Origin of the sequence: Pseudonocardia asaccharolytica DSM 44247 = NBRC 16224 (genome assembly GCF_000423625.1) — a bacterium.
Taxonomy (GTDB): domain Bacteria; phylum Actinomycetota; class Actinomycetes; order Mycobacteriales; family Pseudonocardiaceae; genus Pseudonocardia; species Pseudonocardia asaccharolytica.
Genome location: NZ_AUII01000006.1, coordinates 16,593 through 33,046, shown reverse-complemented (window position 1 = coordinate 33,046; position 16,454 = coordinate 16,593). Strand labels below are relative to the sequence as shown.

At 73.9% G+C, this 16,454-nt stretch carries 10 protein-coding genes, 1 pseudogene and 1 riboswitch; of the genes and pseudogenes, 6 read left to right on the top strand and 5 right to left on the bottom strand.

Going from position 1 to position 16,454, the window contains the following annotated elements; genetic code table 11:
• Positions 1-25: 25 nt before the first annotated feature.
• Positions 26-694 carry a haloacid dehalogenase type II gene (locus tag G567_RS27705; protein ID WP_037056492.1) on the bottom strand — a complete coding sequence of 223 codons (669 nt, stop codon included), beginning with the start codon at positions 692-694 and terminating at the stop codon, positions 26-28.
• Between the two features lie 99 nt (positions 695-793).
• Between G567_RS27705 and G567_RS0109065 the strand changes: the two genes are divergently transcribed.
• The 3 genes from G567_RS0109065 to G567_RS0109055 are packed head-to-tail and all read left to right on the top strand — an operon-like array spanning position 794 to position 3,521.
• A complete protein-coding gene (locus tag G567_RS0109065) occupies positions 794-2,026 on the top strand; it encodes a bifunctional cobalt-precorrin-7 (C(5))-methyltransferase/cobalt-precorrin-6B (C(15))-methyltransferase (protein ID WP_028929734.1) in 1,233 nt (410 codons plus the stop codon).
• Positions 2,023-2,766, top strand: a complete 744-nt coding sequence (cobM, locus tag G567_RS0109060) for a precorrin-4 C(11)-methyltransferase (protein ID WP_028929733.1) — start codon at positions 2,023-2,025, stop codon at positions 2,764-2,766. The genes G567_RS0109065 and cobM overlap by 4 nt, the downstream gene beginning before the upstream one ends.
• On the top strand, positions 2,763-3,521 hold the full coding sequence (locus G567_RS0109055; RefSeq protein WP_245585606.1) for a cobalt-precorrin-6A reductase: 759 nt from the start codon (positions 2,763-2,765) through the stop codon (positions 3,519-3,521). Before cobM ends, G567_RS0109055 begins: the two co-directional genes overlap by 4 nt.
• Here the strand turns inward: G567_RS0109055 and G567_RS0109050 are convergent.
• The 3 genes from G567_RS0109050 to G567_RS36105 are packed head-to-tail and all read right to left on the bottom strand — an operon-like array spanning position 3,509 to position 6,986.
• Positions 3,509-5,017: a precorrin-2 C(20)-methyltransferase gene (locus G567_RS0109050; protein ID WP_028929731.1), complete on the bottom strand. Its 1,509-nt coding sequence runs from the start codon at positions 5,015-5,017 to the stop codon at positions 3,509-3,511. The genes G567_RS0109055 and G567_RS0109050 overlap by 13 nt on opposite strands.
• Positions 5,018-5,019: 2 nt before the next feature.
• Positions 5,020-5,646, bottom strand: a complete 627-nt coding sequence (locus G567_RS0109045; protein ID WP_028929730.1) for a precorrin-8X methylmutase — start codon at positions 5,644-5,646, stop codon at positions 5,020-5,022.
• Positions 5,643-6,986, bottom strand: coding sequence for a hypothetical protein (locus G567_RS36105; protein WP_037056479.1), 1,344 nt, complete (start codon positions 6,984-6,986; stop codon positions 5,643-5,645). The genes G567_RS0109045 and G567_RS36105 overlap by 4 nt, the downstream gene beginning before the upstream one ends.
• Positions 6,987-7,060: 74 nt before the next feature.
• A riboswitch (cobalamin riboswitch) is annotated at positions 7,061-7,226 on the top strand.
• Between the two features lie 38 nt (positions 7,227-7,264).
• Between G567_RS36105 and cobN the strand changes: the two genes are divergently transcribed.
• On the top strand, positions 7,265-10,927 hold the full coding sequence (gene cobN / locus G567_RS0109035) for a cobaltochelatase subunit CobN (protein WP_028929729.1): 3,663 nt from the start codon (positions 7,265-7,267) through the stop codon (positions 10,925-10,927).
• Here cobN and G567_RS27695 read toward each other — a convergent pair.
• A complete protein-coding gene (locus G567_RS27695; protein WP_147201277.1) occupies positions 10,891-13,041 on the bottom strand; it encodes a SpoIIE family protein phosphatase in 2,151 nt (716 codons plus the stop codon). The two genes, cobN and G567_RS27695, sit on opposite strands and share 37 nt — an antisense overlap.
• A gap of 223 nt (positions 13,042-13,264) precedes the next feature.
• Here G567_RS27695 and G567_RS27690 point away from each other — a divergent pair.
• A pseudogene (locus tag G567_RS27690) lies at positions 13,265-15,928 on the top strand (HAMP domain-containing protein); the annotation flags it as partial.
• Positions 15,905-16,453 carry a response regulator gene (locus tag G567_RS37135; RefSeq protein ID WP_425414243.1) on the top strand — a complete coding sequence of 183 codons (549 nt, stop codon included), beginning with the start codon at positions 15,905-15,907 and terminating at the stop codon, positions 16,451-16,453. The pseudogene G567_RS27690 and the gene G567_RS37135, both read left to right, overlap by 24 nt.
• The last annotated feature ends 1 nt before the right edge of the window (position 16,454 follow it).

Sequence of the window (16,454 nt, the reverse complement as noted above, 5' to 3'; positions counted from 1 at the left end):
GCCTGCTTCGTTGCCGAGGCTTGGTTCAGCCCAGCAGATTCACCAGTTCGGGAAGCACCCGCACGGTGTGGGTCGGCGGTTGCACATGACCCGGGTACGGCGCGCCGGTCCGGTTGATCCAGGCGGTGCGCAGACCCGCCCTGGCGGCGCCGTGCAGATCCCAGGGATGCACCGCGACCATGACCATGTCCGCCGGCTCGGTTCCGCACACCCGCGCGGCGTACGCGTAGGGCGCCCGCGCCGGCTTCCACACCCCGGCGTCCTCCACCGACAGCAGGTGCTCGAACTCGCCGCGCAGCCCGGCGCGGCCCAGCAGCCGCTCCGCGACGTCCGCCGCGCCGTTGCTGAGTGTCACCAGCCGGTACCCCGCGGCGCGCAGCGCGCGGACCCCCTCGGTAACGTCGGGATACACCGGCAGCGCGAGGAAACCGGCCAACAAGTGGTCCACGGCGGCGTCGACGTCCCGGTCGAGCGCCACGCCGGCCAGCAGCACCCGGCCGACCTCCCGGCCGATCGTCGCGAAGGTCTGGATGTCGCCGCAGGCGGCGAGCCCGAGTCCCTCCCGCAGCACCGAGGTGAACCACAGCGGCGCCAGCTGCGCCGGCGCGCCCACGTCGGTGAAGCGGTCGGCCAGCGGCGCGAGGTCGGACAGGGTCTCGTTGACGTCGAAGACGACGACGGTGGGTCGGTTCATGGCCGCGATCGTCGCAGCCTCCGGCGCCCGTGGCGGGCTCATCAGTGGCGGGGCTCATCGCCGAAACCGCCCGCCGCCGGGTTAGCGTGCAGTCCGGTCGTGACGAGAGGGGCAGTGGTGGCGGAGACTCCGGTGACGGTCGTCGGCATCGGAGCCGATGGGTGGAACGGGCTGTCCGGAGCGGCGCGGGAGGCGGTGTGCGCGGCGCAGGTCGTGCTGGGTGCCCCGCGCCAGCTCGCGCTCCTGCCCGCGCAGGTGGGTGCGGAACGGGTGGCGTGGCCGTCGCCGATGGTGCCCGCGCTGCCCGCGCTGTTCGAGAGCCTGCGGGACCGGAGGGTGTGCGCGCTGGCCAGCGGCGACCCGATGTTCTTCGGGCTGGGCGCCACGCTGGCGCGGGTGCTGGGCCCGCAGCGGCTGCGCGTCCTGCCGGTGCCCTCGTCGGCGGCGCTGGCCTGCGCGCGGCTGGGCTGGGCCGCCGACGACGTCGAGACGGTGAGCGTCGTCGGCCGTCCGCTCGCCGCGGTCCGCCGGGTGCTGGCCCCGGGCCGCCGGGTGCTGGTGCTGTCCGCCGGTGCCGACTCGCCGAAGCAGCTGGCCGCGCTGCTGGCCGGCGACGGGTACGGGCCGAGCGCGATGACCGTGCTGGAGCAGCTGGGCGGCCCGGAGGAGCGGCGGCTCGACGGGACCGCCCGCGACTGGGACCACCCGCCCGGCGACGCGCTCAACGTGGTCGCGGTGTCCTGTGCGGCCGAGGCGGGGGCGCGACTGCTCGGCGAGGTCCCCGGGCTGCCCGACGAGGCCTACGAGCACGACGGCCAGCTCACCAAGCGCGAGGTGCGGGCGGTGACCCTGGCCCAGCTGGCCCCGCGACCCGGCCTGCTGCTGTGGGACGTCGGCGCCGGGGCGGGCAGCATCGCGATCGAGTGGATGCGCGCCCATCGGTCCTGCCGGGCCGTCGCGGTGGAGTCGCACCCCGAGCGCGCCGCGGCGGTCACCCGTAACGCCGCGGCGCTCGGCGTCCCCGGGCTTCAGGTGGTGACCGGCCGGGCCCCGGCCGCGCTGGCCGGGCTGCCGGACCCGGACACGGTGTTCATCGGCGGCGGGGTGACCCGCGACGGCGTGCTGGACGCCTGCTGGGAGGCGCTCGGATCCGGCGGGCGACTGGTGGCCAACGCCGTGACGCTGGAGGCCGAGGGGGTGCTCGCTGCCGGGCACGCCCGGTTCGGCGGGTCGCTGGTGCGGGTGGCCGTGCAGCGGGCGGCGCCGGTCGGCGGGTTCACCGGTTGGCGCCCGGCGATGCCGGTGACGATCTGGAGCGTGGAGAAGCCATGACCATTCACTTCATCGGTGCCGGGCCGGGCGCGTCCGACCTGCTGACGATCCGCGGCCGGGGACTGCTCGCCGCGTCACCGGTGTGCCTGTACGCGGGCAGCCTGGTGCCGCCGGAGATGCTCGAGTTCTGTCCGCCGGACGCCCGCAAGGTCGACACCGCGCTGATGACGCTGACCGAGATCGTCGAGGAGATGGTCCGGGCGCACGAGCACGGGCTGGACGTGGCGCGGCTGGTGTCCGGGGACCCGTCGGTGTTCTCGGCGATGGCCGAGCAGATGCGTCGACTGGACGCGGCCGGGGTGCCCTATGACGTGTGCCCCGGCGTTCCCGCCTACGCGGCCGCCGCGGCGGCGCTGCGCCGGGAGCTGACGGTCCCGACCGTCGCGCAGACGGTGACGCTGACCCGAATCGCGGCCCGAGCGACCCCGATGCCGGAGGGGGAGAGCCTCGCCGCGCTCGGCTCCGCCGGGGGAACGCTGGTGCTGCACCTGGCGGTGCACCGGATCGACGAGCTGGTCAAGGAGCTGGTGGGCAGCTACGGGCCGGACTGCCCGGCGGCGGTGGTCGCCCATGCCAGCCGTGAGCACGAGGTGGTGCTGCGCGGACGGCTCGACGAGATCGCCGGCGCGGTGCAGCGGACCGGGATCCAGCGCACCGCGGTGATCATCATCGGGCCGGCGCTGGCCGCCGAGCAGTTCCCCGACAGCCACCTCTACTCCGAGGCGAGGTGCCGATCCTGATCCGGTTGCTGATCCTCGGCGGGACCTCCGAGGCACGCCGGTTGGCCGCCGCGCTCGTCGACGCCCCGGGAATGGAGGTCGTCTCGTCGCTCGCCGGGCGGGTGCGCGCCCCGTCGCTGCCACCGGGCGCGGTGCGGATCGGCGGCTTCGGCGGGGCCGAGGGGCTCGCGCAGTGGCTGCGGGACAAGGGAATCGACGCGGTCGTCGACGCCACCCACCCGTTCGCGTCCCGGATGACGGCCAACGCGGCGGCGGCGAGTGCGGCGACCGGGGTGCCGCTGCGGGTGCTGCGCCGCCCGGGCTGGACCGCGGGTCCCGGTGACGAATGGCGCTGGGTCGACTCGCTGTCCGAGGCGGCGGCGCTGCTGCCCTCGCTCGGCTCCCGGGTGTTCCTGACCACGGGCCGCCAGGACCTCGCGGCGTTCGCGCAGCTCGACCTGTGGTTCCTGGTCCGGTCGGTCGACCCGCCGCAGCCGCCGGCTCCGGCGCGGATGCAGGTCCTGCTCGACCGCGGCCCGTTCTCCATCGACGGCGAACGCGCCCTGCTGCACGAGCACCGCATCGACGTGCTGGTGACCAAGGACAGCGGGGGGATCATGACGGCCGCCAAGCTCACCGCCGCCCGCGACGCCGGAATCCCGGTGGTCGTGCAGCGGCGCCCGCCGCTTCCGGCCGGGGTCACCGCGGTCCCCACCGTCGACGAGGCCCTCACCTGGCTCCGCGAGTCGCGGGGGGATGCGGGTCAGCGGGAGTAGTGCCGCGGGGTGAAGACCGTGGTGTGCCCGGCGCGCTCGATGATCCGGGTGGTCGACGATCCGATGATCAGCAGCGTGCGCATGTCGACCTGCTCGGGATCGAGGTCGGCGAGCGTGGTGACGACGATCCGTTCGCCGCTGCCGCCGACGTCGCGGCCGAGCACGACCGGGGTGTCGGCGCGGCGGTGTTCGAGCAGCAGGTCGCGGGCGGCGCCGACCTGCCACGGCCGGGCGTTCGAACGCGGATTGTAGATCGCGATGGCCAGATCGGCCCGCGCCGCCGCGACGAGCCGCTCGGCGACCACGTCCCACGGCTTGAGCCGGTCCGACAGGGAGATCATCGCGAAGTCGTGGCCGAGCGGGGCGCCGACCGCGGCTGCGACGGCCTGCGCCGCGGTGAGACCGGGCAGGATCCGGACGGGGACGTCGCGGTACGTCGGCTCGGCGGCGACCTCCAGCACCGCGCTGGCCATCGCGAAAACCCCCGGGTCGCCGGCGGAGACCACCGCGACGCAGCGTCCGGCTGCGGCGAGGTCGAGGGCGAGCGCGGCGCGCTGCGCCTCCACCCGGTTGTCCGAGGGGTGGCGGGTCTGCCGCGGGTTGGGCGGGACCCGGTCGAGGTAGGGGCCGTAGCCGACGAGGTCGTCGGCTGCGGCGAGCGCGGCGGCAACCTGCGGGGTGAGCCAGTCGCGCCCGGCCGGGCCGGTGCCGACCACGACGACCTCACCGGCGCCGCTGGTCGGGGCAGGGGAAGGCTCGGGCACCGCGGAGGCGACCTTCCCGGGCAGCAGCGCGATGGCGAAGTAGGGGACCGACGCCGGGTCGACGTCGGCCAGCGGCGCGGTGCGCTGGCCGTCCATCGTGGCGCGTTCCACGTAGTGGGCCTCGTCGATGCGGCCCGCATCGACGAACGCGCCCCGCACCCGGGTGAAGGTGCGGCCGAGCTTCATGACCGCCGCCGAGTCCGTTTCGGACAGCCGCCGGGCGAGTTCCTCGCGGGGCAGCGTGCCGGGGAGCACGGTGAGGATCTCGTCGCGTTCGACCAGCGGCGCGCCCAGGGCGGCCGAGGCCGCGCTGATCGAGGTGACGCCGGGGACGACCTCGGCGCGGTAGCGGTGCGCGAGCCGCTTGTGCATATGCATGTAGGAGCCGTAGAAGAGCGGGTCGCCCTCGGCGAGCAGCACGACGTCGCGGCCGGCGTCGAGATGCGCGGCGAGCCGCCCGGCCGCCTCGGCGTAGAACTCGTCCATCGCGCCCTGGTAGCCGCCGGGATGGTCGGTGGTCTCGGTGGTGACCGGATAGACCAGCGGCTCCTCGATCTGGTCGCCCCGCAGGTGCGGCTCGGCGATGCTCCGCGCGATCGAGCGGCCGTGCCGGGCGGAGTGGTAGGCGATGATGTCGGCGGCGGCGATCAGCCGGGCCGCCTTGATCGTCATCAGTTCGGGGTCGCCGGGGCCGAGCCCGACGCCGTAGAGCGTGCCCGTCGTGGAACTCATTGTCACTCCTGCTCGCTGGCCAGCGCGTTGAGTGCGGCCGCGGTGATCGCCGAGCCGCCGCGACGGCCGTGGACCACGAGGTGCTCGAGGTCGGTGCGCGCGGCGAGGGCCTGCTTGGACTCCGCCGCACCGATGAACCCGACCGGGATGCCGAGAACCGCGGCCGGTCGCGGCGCCCCGGCGTCGATCATGTCCAGCAGGTGGAACAGGGCGGTGGGGGCGTTGCCGATGGCGACCACGGACCCGTCGAGATGCTCGCGCCACAGCTCGACGGCCGCGGCAGTGCGCGTGGTCCCCAGCCGCTCGGCCAGCGCCGGGACGTGCTCGTCTCGCAGCAGGCAGAGCACCTCGTTCGCGCGCGGCAGCCGGGCCCTGGTGACCCCGGAGGCGACCATCATCGCGTCGCACAGGATCGGCGCGCCGCCGCGCAGCGCGGCGCGCGCGGCGGCCACGACGCCGGGGGAGTGGCCGATGTCGGCGACGAGGTCGACCTGACCGCAGGCGTGGATCATCCGGACGACCACGTCGGCGACGTCGGAGGGTAGCCGCGACAGGTCGGCCTCCGCGCGGATCGTGGCGAAGGACCGTCGGTAGATCTCCGCGCCGTCCCGGATGTAGGTGCTGCTCACGGTGCTCCTCCGAGCTGTTGCAGGGTGGTGGCGAGTGCGGCCACCGGCACCGGGGTGCCGTCGACCCGGTAGCCGTCCGCGGTCGCGACGACGTCGGCGTGCGGCCCGTGCGGGGCTCCGCAGCGCCGCTCGCAACCGGCGAGGTGGGCGCGCAACCCGCCGGGCAGCGCGCCGGTGTCCAGCAGTGTTCGGGCCTCGGCGCGGACGTCGGCCAGCGCCTTCGCACACCCCGGCCGCCCGGCGCAGGCGCTCACCCCGAGCGCCGGGTCGCCCTGCTCGACGATCAGCCCGGCCGCGGCCAGTGCGGGCGTGGTCCCGGCGGCCGGGTCGGGCAGGACCAGCGTGCGCCACGGCGTGACGATCAAGGTCGGGGCGAGCCCGGCCAGGAGCCGCAGCCCCGCGGCCGACAGCTCGCCGAGACGGGGGGCGACGCCAACCGCGGGCCCGGTGCCGATCCGGCCGACCGTGCCCCCGAGCCCGTCGCCGTCGTGCGTGCCGCCTCCGGCCCCGCCGTCAGCATGATCGCCGTTTGGGAGCCGACAGCCGCGATTCTCGCGGTCGGCGCCGCCCAAACGGCGATCATGGGGATCGGGATCGGGGCCGGCAGGGTCATGGGAGAGCCGATCACGGCGGACGGGACCCTGTTCGACCGGAGCCTCGGGCCCGCCAAGGGCGGCCGCGATCCGGGCGGCGGCGTCGGGGATCTCCCGGGCCCGCCATGCCGGACTCGCCCCGTCCCCGCCGGGCCCGCGGACCAGCAGGAACGCCTCGGCGGCGGCCAGCAGCACGTCGACCGCGTCGGCGATCGGCACCGCCAGCCCGGTGTCGGTGCCGGCGACCAACAGCGCGCCCACCACCGGGCCGGACGCGCGCCAGCACACGTCGGGCTCCTCGGCGGCGATATCGCCGCGGCCGTCGTCGAGGGCGAACAGGAACCGGCCGGGCAGCGCCGTGAGCCCGGGCCGGGCGCACAGGGCGGTGTCGAGCGCGGCGGCGCGGCCACGCACGTCGGCCAGCCCGCCGTGGATGCCGCTGAGCGGGGAGGCGAGGACGTTGCGGACCCGCTCGTGGGCGGGGGAGGGCAGCAGCCCGGCGGCGGTGAGCCGCCGGGCCAACTCGGGGTCGTCCCGGTCGAGGCCGCGCAGCTGCAGGTTCCCGCGCGAGGTGAGGTGCACCGCGCCGTCACCGAGATCCTCGGCACAGGCGGCGAGGGCCCGCAGCTGGGCCGCGCCGACAGTCCCCCCGGGCAGCCGGATCCGCGCCAGCGCGCCGTCGGCGGCGTCGTGCACGGCGAACACGCCGGGACACGCGTCGGCTCGGGCACGAAGGGGGGCGGGCACGGCGCCACTGTAAACACCCTCCCGCTCCGGTCCTGGCTTGACGGGTGGCCCCTGGTTGCCGAGAGTGGACGCACAATTGCATGCGGCGAGCGGGAGCCAGGAAGCCGGTGCGAGTCCGGCGCGGTCCCGCCACTGTCACCGGGGAGCGGACCCCACGCACGGCCACGGGCGGCACGCCTGGAAGGCCGGGGCGAGCGTCGATCCGGGAGCCAGGACACTGACCCGCCCGCCCTTTTCCCTCCAACCCGGGACGCGGATCCCGAGGAAGGCTCATCCCGGTGATCCTGCTGCTGTCCACCTCGGACACCGACCTGCTGTCCGCGCGCGCCTCCGGCGCCGACTACCGGCTGGCCAACCCGGCGCGGCTGACCCTCGACGACCTACCCGCCCTGCTCGAGGGCGCCGACGTGGTGATCGTGCGGATCCTCGGCGGCCGCCGCTACTGGGAGGACGGCCTCGACGCGCTGATCGCGTCCGGGAAACCGCTGGTGGCGCTCGGTGGCGAGCAGTCGCCGGACGCCGAGATGATGGGCCTTTCGACCGTCCCGGCCGGAGTCGCCGCGGAGGCCCACCGGTACCTCGCGCAGGGCGGCCCCGACAACCTCGGCCAGCTGCACGCGTTCCTGTCCGACACGATCCTGCTCACCGGCGAGGGCTTCGCACCGCCGGTCGAACTGCCCCTGTGGGGGCTCGTGCGCGACGCGGATCGCCCGAGCGAGTATCGCCACGCACGAGCGACCATCGCGGTCCTGTACTACCGCGCCCAGCAGCTCGCCGGGAACACCGCCTACATCGACGCGCTCTGCGCCGCGATCGAACAGGCGGGCGCTCGCCCGATGCCGGTCTACTGCGCCTCGCTGCGCCAGGCCGATGCCGCGCTGCTGGAGAAACTCCGGGAAGCGGATGCGATGATCGTCACAGTCCTTGCGGCGGGCGGAACCCGGCCCGCGGCGGCGACGGCGGGCGGAGACGACGAGGAGTGGGACGTCGCCGCGCTCGCCGCGCTCGACATCCCCATCCTGCAGGGCCTCTGCCTGACCAGCAGCAGGGCGAGCTGGGAGGAGGCCGACGACGGGCTGACCCCGCTGGATGTCGCGTCCCAGGTCGCGATCCCCGAGTTCGACGGCCGGCTGATCACGGTGCCGTTCTCGTTCAAGGAGATCGACGCCGACGGGCTGTCGGTCTACGTCGCCGACCCGGAACGAGCCGCCCGGGTCGCCGGGATCGCCGTGCGCCACGCCCGGCTGCGGCACATCCCGAACCGGGACAAGCGGATCGTGCTGATGCTGTCGGCCTATCCGACCAAGCACTCCCGGATCGGCAACGCCGTCGGCCTCGACACCCCGGCCAGCACGGTCGCGCTGCTGCGCGCCATGCGCGAGGCCGGGTACGAGATCGGCGAGCTTCCCGGGGTCGACGCGTGCGACGGCGATGCGCTCGTCCACGCGCTGATCGCCGCGGGCGGCCAGGACCCGGACTGGCTCACCGAGGAGCAGCTGTCGGGCAACCCGATCCGGATCTCCGCGGCGCGCTACCGGCAGTGGTTCGCACAGCTGCCCGCCGAGCTGCGCGAGCGCGTCGAGGAGCACTGGGGCCCGGCGCCGGGCGAACTGTTCGTCGACCGGTCCGCCGACCCGGACGGCGAGATCGTCATCGCCGCGCTGCGCGCCGGGAACGTCGTGCTCATGGTGCAGCCGCCGCGCGGCTTCGGGGAGAACCCGGTCGCGATCTACCACGATCCGGACCTGCCGCCGTCGCACCACTATCTCGCCGCCTACCGGTGGCTGGCCGCGGCCGACGGCGGGTTCGGCGCCGACGCCGTCGTGCACGTCGGCAAGCACGGCAACCTGGAGTGGCTGCCGGGCAAGACGCTCGGCATGAGCGCGGCGTGTGCCACCGACGCGGCACTCGGCGACCTGCCGCTGGTCTACCCCTTCCTGGTCAACGACCCCGGCGAGGGCACGCAGGCCAAGCGCCGGGCCCACGCCACCCTCGTCGACCACCTGATCCCGCCGATGGCGCGCGCGGAGAGCTACGGCGATATCGCCCGCCTCGAGCAGCTGCTCGACGAACACTCCAACGTCGCCGCGCTCGACCCGGCGAAGCTGCCCGCGATCCGTCAGCAGATCTGGACGCTCATGCAGGCGGCCAAGCTCGACCACGATCTCGGGCTCACCGAGCGCCCGCACGAGGCGGAGTTCGACGACTTCCTGCTGCACGTCGACGGCTGGCTGTGCGAGATCAAGGACGTGCAGATCCGCGACGGGCTGCATGTGCTCGGTGCGGCGCCGCAGGGCGAGTCCCGGGTCGATCTGGTGCTCGCGATGCTGCGCGCCCGGCAGATGTGGGGCGGCGAGCAGAGCGTGCCGGGACTGCGCGAGGCGCTCGGCCTCGTCGAGGACGGTTCGGAGACCAAGGCACGCGTCGACGAGACGGAGGCGCTGGCGCACGCGCTCGTCGCGGACATGGACGCCGCCGGCTGGGAGCCCGACGCCGTCGCGGGCGTCGTCGCGGGGCGGCTCGGGAGGCACGACGACCCCGACGCGCGCTCGGAAATCTCGCGACTCGCGCGCGGAAATACCGCGACTCGCGGGGAGGAGGTGGGCAGGGTGCTGCGGTTCGCGGCGACCGAGATCGTGCCGCGGCTGGCCGAGACCGACCGTGAGATCGATCGGGTGCTGCACGCCCTCGACGGTGGTTTCATCCCGTCCGGACCGTCCGGTTCGCCGCTGCGCGGGCTGATCAACGTGCTGCCCACCGGACGCAACTTCTACTCGGTGGACCCGAAGGCCGTCCCCTCGCGGCTGGCGTGGGAGACCGGGCAGGCGATGGCGGACTCGCTGCTGGAGCGCTACCGCCGCGACCACGGCGAATGGCCACGCTCGGTCGGCCTGTCGGTGTGGGGGACCAGCGCGATGCGCACCAGCGGTGACGACGTGGCCGAGGTGTTCGCGCTGCTGGGGGTGCGGCCGGTGTGGGACGAGATGTCGCGGCGGGTGGTGCGGCTGGAGGTGATCGACCTCGACGAGCTGGGCCGCCCGCGCATCGACGTCACGGTCCGGATCTCCGGGTTCTTCCGCGACGCGTTCCCGCATGTGCTGGGGCTGCTGGACGACGCGGTCCATCTCGTCGCGGACCTCGACGAACCCGCCGAGCAGAACTTCGTGCGCGCCCACGTGCTTGCCGACCAGCAGCGCCACGGGGACCGCCGCCGCGCCACCACCCGGATCTTCGGCTCCAAACCGGGCAGCTACGGGGCGGGGCTGTTGCAGCTCGTCGAGTCCCGCAACTGGCGCGGGGACGCCGATCTGGCCGAGGTCTACACCTCCTGGGGCGGCTTCGCCTACGGCCGCGGCCTCGACGGTGTCCCGGCGCGCGAGGACATGCAGACCGCCTACCGGCGGATCGCGGTGGCGGCCAAGAACACCGACACCCGCGAGCACGACATCGCCGACTCCGACGACTACTACCAGTACCACGGCGGCATGATCGCGACCGTCCGCGCGCTGACCGGCAAGGCCCCCGAGGCCTATATCGGCGACTCCACCCGCCCGGAGTCGGTCCGCACCCGCACCCTCACCGAGGAGACCGCCCGCGTGTTCCGCGCGCGGGTGGTCAACCCGCGGTGGATGGAGGCGATGCGCCGGCACGGGTACAAGGGCGCGTTCGAGATGGCCGCGACGGTGGACTACCTGTTCGGCTACGACGCGACCACCAACGTCGTCGCCGACTGGATGTACGAGCGGCTGACGGCTGAGTACGTGCTCGACCCGGAGAACCGCAAGTTCCTCACCGATTCCAACCCGTGGGCGCTGCACGGCATGGCCGAACGGCTGCTGGAGGCCGTCGACCGCGGGATGTGGGCGGCCCCGGAGCCCGCGACGCTCGAGGCGCTGCGCCAGGCCTATCTGGAGACCGAGGGCGATCTCGAGGGGGACTGAGCGCCGCGCTCGGTGGCGGCCACGGCGAGCAGGGCGATGTCGTCGCGGCGTTCGGCGCGGGAGAACGCCTCGACCGAAGCGCGCACGCCGCCGACGAGCTGGGCGGCCGAGGTGCCCCCGATCGCGGCGACGGCCTCCAGCAGCCGGTCGGCGCCGTAGAACTCGTCGGCGTCGCGGCGCTCGGTGACGCCGTCGGTATAGGCCAGCAGCGCGTCGCCGGGCGCGAGGTGCAGCCGGGTATGCGTCAGCTGCACCCGGTTGACCAGGCCGAGCGCGGTCCCGTACGTACCGACCAGCTCGGCGGCGCCGTGACGGCCGCGGACCAGTACCGGTCGTTCGTGGCCGGCGAGCACGAGATCGACCAGCAGCCCGCCGGTCGCGCGCCGCCGCACCTCGGCGGCGGCGAGCGTGCAGAACTGCGACGGGTCGTGCGCCTCCGTCATCACGTCGTTGAGCAGCTCGAGCGCGCTGGTCAGCGGGCGTCCGTCGCGGGCAAGGACCCGCAGCACGTCCCGGACGAGCCCGGTGCGCGCCGCGGCCGCGGCACCCTTGCCGCACACATCGCCGATGGCCGCGAGCCAGTGTCCGGGGGCCAGGGTGATGACGTCGTAGAAGTCCCCGCCGACATCGCTGCCGATGCTGGCGGGGAGATACTCGGCGGCGAACTCCACCCCCTCGGCGGTGGGTAGCGCCCGGGGCAGGAGAGCCTGCTGCAGCGCCTGGGAGGTGGCGACGTGGCGGGCGGTGCGCTGGGCGTTGTCGATCGCCAGTGCCGAGCGGCGGGCGACATCCGTGACGAGGACGACGTCCTCGGGCGCGTGCGGCCGGTCGGCCGGGCGCCCGACGCTCAGCACTCCGATCGGGCGCCCATCGGCCACCAGCGGCACGGCGATCCCGTCGGTGGGCCCGCTGACCCAGGCCGGTTCCGTGGTCGCGGTGGTCGCGGCGCCCGCATCGGTCAGCTTCGCGAGCTGCGCGCGCAGGGCGTCGGGCAGGGCGCCGCCGGGCGCGGGGTCCAGCGCGGCGCGCAGTTCGGGGATGGTGGCCTCGTCGGCGTGGGTGAGCGCGGCCAGGGTCAGCTCCCGAGCGGGGCCGAGCAGGTGGACCGCGCACCACGCGCCCAGCCGCGGCACGACGATCTGCGGGATGACGGTGACGGTGAGCTCGACGTCCAGGGACTGGCCGAGTAGCTGGCTGGTGTCGGCGAGATAGGTCATCCAGGACCGGCGGCGCAGGTCGGCCCCGCGCAGCCAGTCCGACTCGACGGCGAGCGCGATCCGGTGCGCGGCGAGCTCGGCGATCTCGGTGAGGCTCGGTGCCGGCCTGTCGCCGGGCCCGATGGCGATCCGCAGCCTGCCGCGCTGCGGGGCGGTGAGCGGCAGCGCGACGTCGAGCACCCGGTCGGGGGAGACCTGCGTGTCGGGATCGCGCCCGTCGCGGGTGAGCTGCCGCAGGCCGGTCCCATCGCCGTGATCGACCTCGACGGCCACCCCCTCGACTCCCGCGACCCCGTCGACCCCCTCGGGGGTGAGGATCTCGCGCAGCCGCCGGGCCAGCTCGGCGACCAGCGTGGTCGTGTCGAGGCGGTCACCGACCCTGTTGGGGACGTGGAGCAGCCAGCGGACCTGGTCGGGCTGCGGCCACGTCGGCGCCGACCCACCCACCGCCGGTTCCGGCGCGGCCGGCGCCGGCCGCCGCTCGGGCGCATCGCGGTGCAGGGTGAACCAGACGGTGTGGGTGCCGTCGGCGTCGTGCCGGGTGCCCCAGGTCGTGGCCATCCGCTGCACGAGGAGCAGCCCGCGGCCGTGCTCCGCCGCCCGGCCGAAGCGCTGCCGGGGCTGGGTGAGATGCTGTTCGAGCGGGCCCGCGCCGTGGTCGCTGACCGCGACCGTCACCACATCCGGCGCCGCCTCCAGCTCGATTTCGAACTCGGTACCGGCGTGCAGCACGGCGTTGTCGCACAACTCACTGGCGAGCAGCACGACCGTCTCGGCGAGCTCGTCGAACTCGTCGAGACCTGCGGCGGTGAGCTCGCGGCGGAGCAGGCCGCGCGCCCGCCGCGGCGCGTCGGCGGCGGGCGGGAACCGCATCCGCCATTGACCCCGGGTCGCCACTCGGACAGTTTGCCGGGCAGATCGCAGGGGTGCAGCGGCACACCCCTCCTCGTTGGGTGGCAGGCTGGTGCCGCTGGGGGTGGAGGCACGAGGAATGGATGTAGAAGGCGCGGTACGGCCGGCGGGCCCCGGTGGCCCGGCCGGTGACAGACGGACATCGGGGGATCCCGCCGAGCTGCTCGATGAGCTCGTCGAGGCGCTGACGCGGGTGCGATGCGGGCGGTTCGACGTGCGTCTGGCGCGTCGCGGCGGGCAGGCCGGCGAGGTGGTCGCCCAGTTCAACGGCCTGATCGCGATGCTGGAGCGGTGCAACCGCGATCTGCTGCGGATCAGCCGGATGGTCGGGCGCGAGGGCCGGATGCTGGAGCGGCTCGACGAGGAGTCCTACGAGGGGGCGTGGGCGTCCGCGGTGCGGGCGGTGAACGGGCTGATCGACGACGTCGCCGGGCCGACCGCCGAGATCGCCCGGGTGTTCGAGGCGGTCGCCGAGGGCGATCTGTCCCAGCACATGGCCCTGGACATCGAGGGCCGCCCGCTGCGGGGGGAGTTCCTGCGCATCGCCCGCACCGTCAACACGCTGGTGGACCAGCTGTCGAGCTTCGCCGACGAGGTGACGCGGGTGGCCCGGGAGGTGGGCACCGAGGGCAGGCTCGGCGGCCAGGCGGACGTGCGCGGCGTCGCCGGCACCTGGCGGGCGCTCACCGATTCGGTGAACACCATGGCTAGCAACCTCACCAACCAGGTTCGGTCCATCTCCTCGGCCGCCACCGAGATCGCCCGCGGCGACCTGTCGCGGCGGATCACCGTGATCGCCCGCGGCGAGGTCGCCGAGCTGGCCGACACCATCAACTCGCTGACCGACACGCTGCGGCTGTTCGCCGACGAGGTGACGCGGGTGGCCCGGGAGGTGGGCACCGAGGGCAGGCTCGGCGGCCAGGCCGAGGTGCCGAACGTGGCCGGGACGTGGAAGGACCTCACCGATGCGGTGAACCTCATGGCCGCCAACCTCACCGCCCAGGTGCGCGGCATCGCCCAGGTGGCGACGGCCGTGGCGCGCGGCGACCTGTCGCAGAAGATCACCGTGGACGCGCGGGGGGAGATCCTCGAGCTGACCTCGACGGTGAACACGATGGTGGATCAGCTGTCGAGCTTCGCCGACGAGGTGACGCGGGTGGCCCGGGAGGTGGGCACCGAGGGCAAGCTCGGCGGCCAGGCGTATGTCCGGGGCATCGCCGGCACCTGGCGGGATCTCACCGAGAACGTCAACCAGCTCGCCTCGACGCTCACCACGCAGCTGCGTGCCATCTCGGCGGTGTCGACGGCTGTCGCCAGCGGCGATCTCACCCAGCAGATCAGCGTGGCGGCCCACGGGGAGGTCGCCGATCTCAAGGACACGATCAACCAGATGATCGTCACCCTCCGCGCGACCACGAAGGAGAACGCCGAACAGGGTTGGCTCGACTCCAACCTGGCACGCATCAGCGAGTCGATGCAGGGGCAGCACGACGTCCGCGAGGTCTGTCAGATGATCATGAACGAGGTGACCCCCCTGGTCAACGCGCAGGTCGGTGCGTTCTTCGTGGCGGCCGAACCGGGCGGTGACGAGCCGCTCGCCGAACCCGCGGAATGGCGGCTGTGCGCCGGCTACGCGCTTGGCCCCGATGCCGCCGCGCAGTCCTACCGTCCCGGCGAGGGGCTCGTCGGGCAGGTCGCGGTGACCAAGGACGTCGTGCTGGTCGAGGAGATCCCGGAGGGCTACCTGCCCATCCGATCGGGCCTCGGCTCGACCTCGCCCCGCGCCCTCGTCGTGCTGCCGGTGCTGTTCGAGGGGGAGCCGCTCGGGGTCATCGAGCTCGGTTCGGTCCGGCCGTTCTCGCCGCTGCACCTGAGCTTTCTCGAGCGCCTGGTCGGCACGATCGGGGTGGCGATCAAGACGATCCAGGTCAACCGGCGTACCGCGCAGTTGCTGGCGCAGTCCCAGGACATGGCCCGCGAGCTGCAGGACCGATCGGCCGAGCTGCAGCGGACCAACGCGGAGCTGGAGGAGAAGGCGGCGCAGCTGTCCGCGCAGAACCGCAGCATCGAGATCAAGAACGCCGAGATCGACGCCGCCCGGCGCGGGGTGGAGGAGAAGGCCCAGCAGCTGGCCAGGACGAGCCGCTACAAGTCGGAGTTCCTGGCCAACATGAGCCACGAGCTGCGGACCCCGCTCAACTCGCTGCTGCTGCTGTCGCGGCTGCTGGCCGAGGACCCCGAACGCCGTCTCACCGACAAGCAGCGGGAGTTCGCGAGCACCATCCACCGGGCGGGCTCGGACCTGTTGCGGCTCATCGACGACATCCTCGACCTCTCCAAGGTCGAGGCCGGTCGGGTGGACGTCGAAGCCGACTCGGTCGATCTGGCCGAGATCCGCGGGTACGTCCTGGCCGCCTTCGGCCCGCACACCGAGCACAAGGGCCTCGAGCTGCACGTCGACCTCGCGCCCGGGCTGCCCTCGACGATCACGACCGACCCGCAGCGGCTGCAGCAGATCCTGCGCAATCTGCTGTCCAACGCCGTGAAGTTCACCGATGCGGGCCGGGTGAGCCTGCGGATCGAACCCGCGGCGTCGGAGCTGAGGTACGAGGTGCCGACCCTGGACGCGGCCCGGTCGGTGATCGCCTTCGTGGTCAGCGATACCGGTATCGGCATCGCCGACGACAAGCTCGGCATGATCTTCGAGGCGTTCCAGCAGGCGGACGGCACCACCAGCCGAAAGTACGGCGGCACCGGGCTGGGGCTGTCGATCAGCAAGGAGCTGGCGCAGCTGCTCGGCGGCGCCATCCGGGTGTCGGCGCGGCCGGGGAACGGCTCGGTGTTCACGCTGCTGCTGCCCGACGAGCTGCCGGCGGCACTGGCCACCGAACCACCGGGCCCGCCCGGGACGGCACCCTCGCCGCGCGGATCCGCGGAGCCGATCCTCCTCTCCGGTCCGGGCGGCGACGGTTCTGCCTGCCGGCTCGACGGCGTCACCGTTCTCATCGTCGACGACGACGTGCGCAACGTGTTCGCGCTGACCAGCGCGCTGGAGCTGCACGGGCTGCGGGTGCTCTACGCCGACACCGGGATCGAGGGGATCCGGCTGCTCACCGAGCACCCGGAGGTCGACATCGTGCTGATGGACGCGATGATGCCCGACCTCGACGGGAACGAGACGACCCGGCGGATCCGGCGGCTGCCCCAGGGGCGGGGTCTTCCGGTGGTGTTTCTGACCGCCAAGGCGATGCCCGGCGACCGGGAGTCGAGCCTGGCCGCCGGGGCGTCGGACTACATCACCAAGCCGGTCGACATCGACCGGCTGCTCGCGGTGATGGCATCCTGGGTCGAGCGGTCCCGGGTGGGTCGCACCGCCGGGCAGGAGCCGGTCCCGTGAC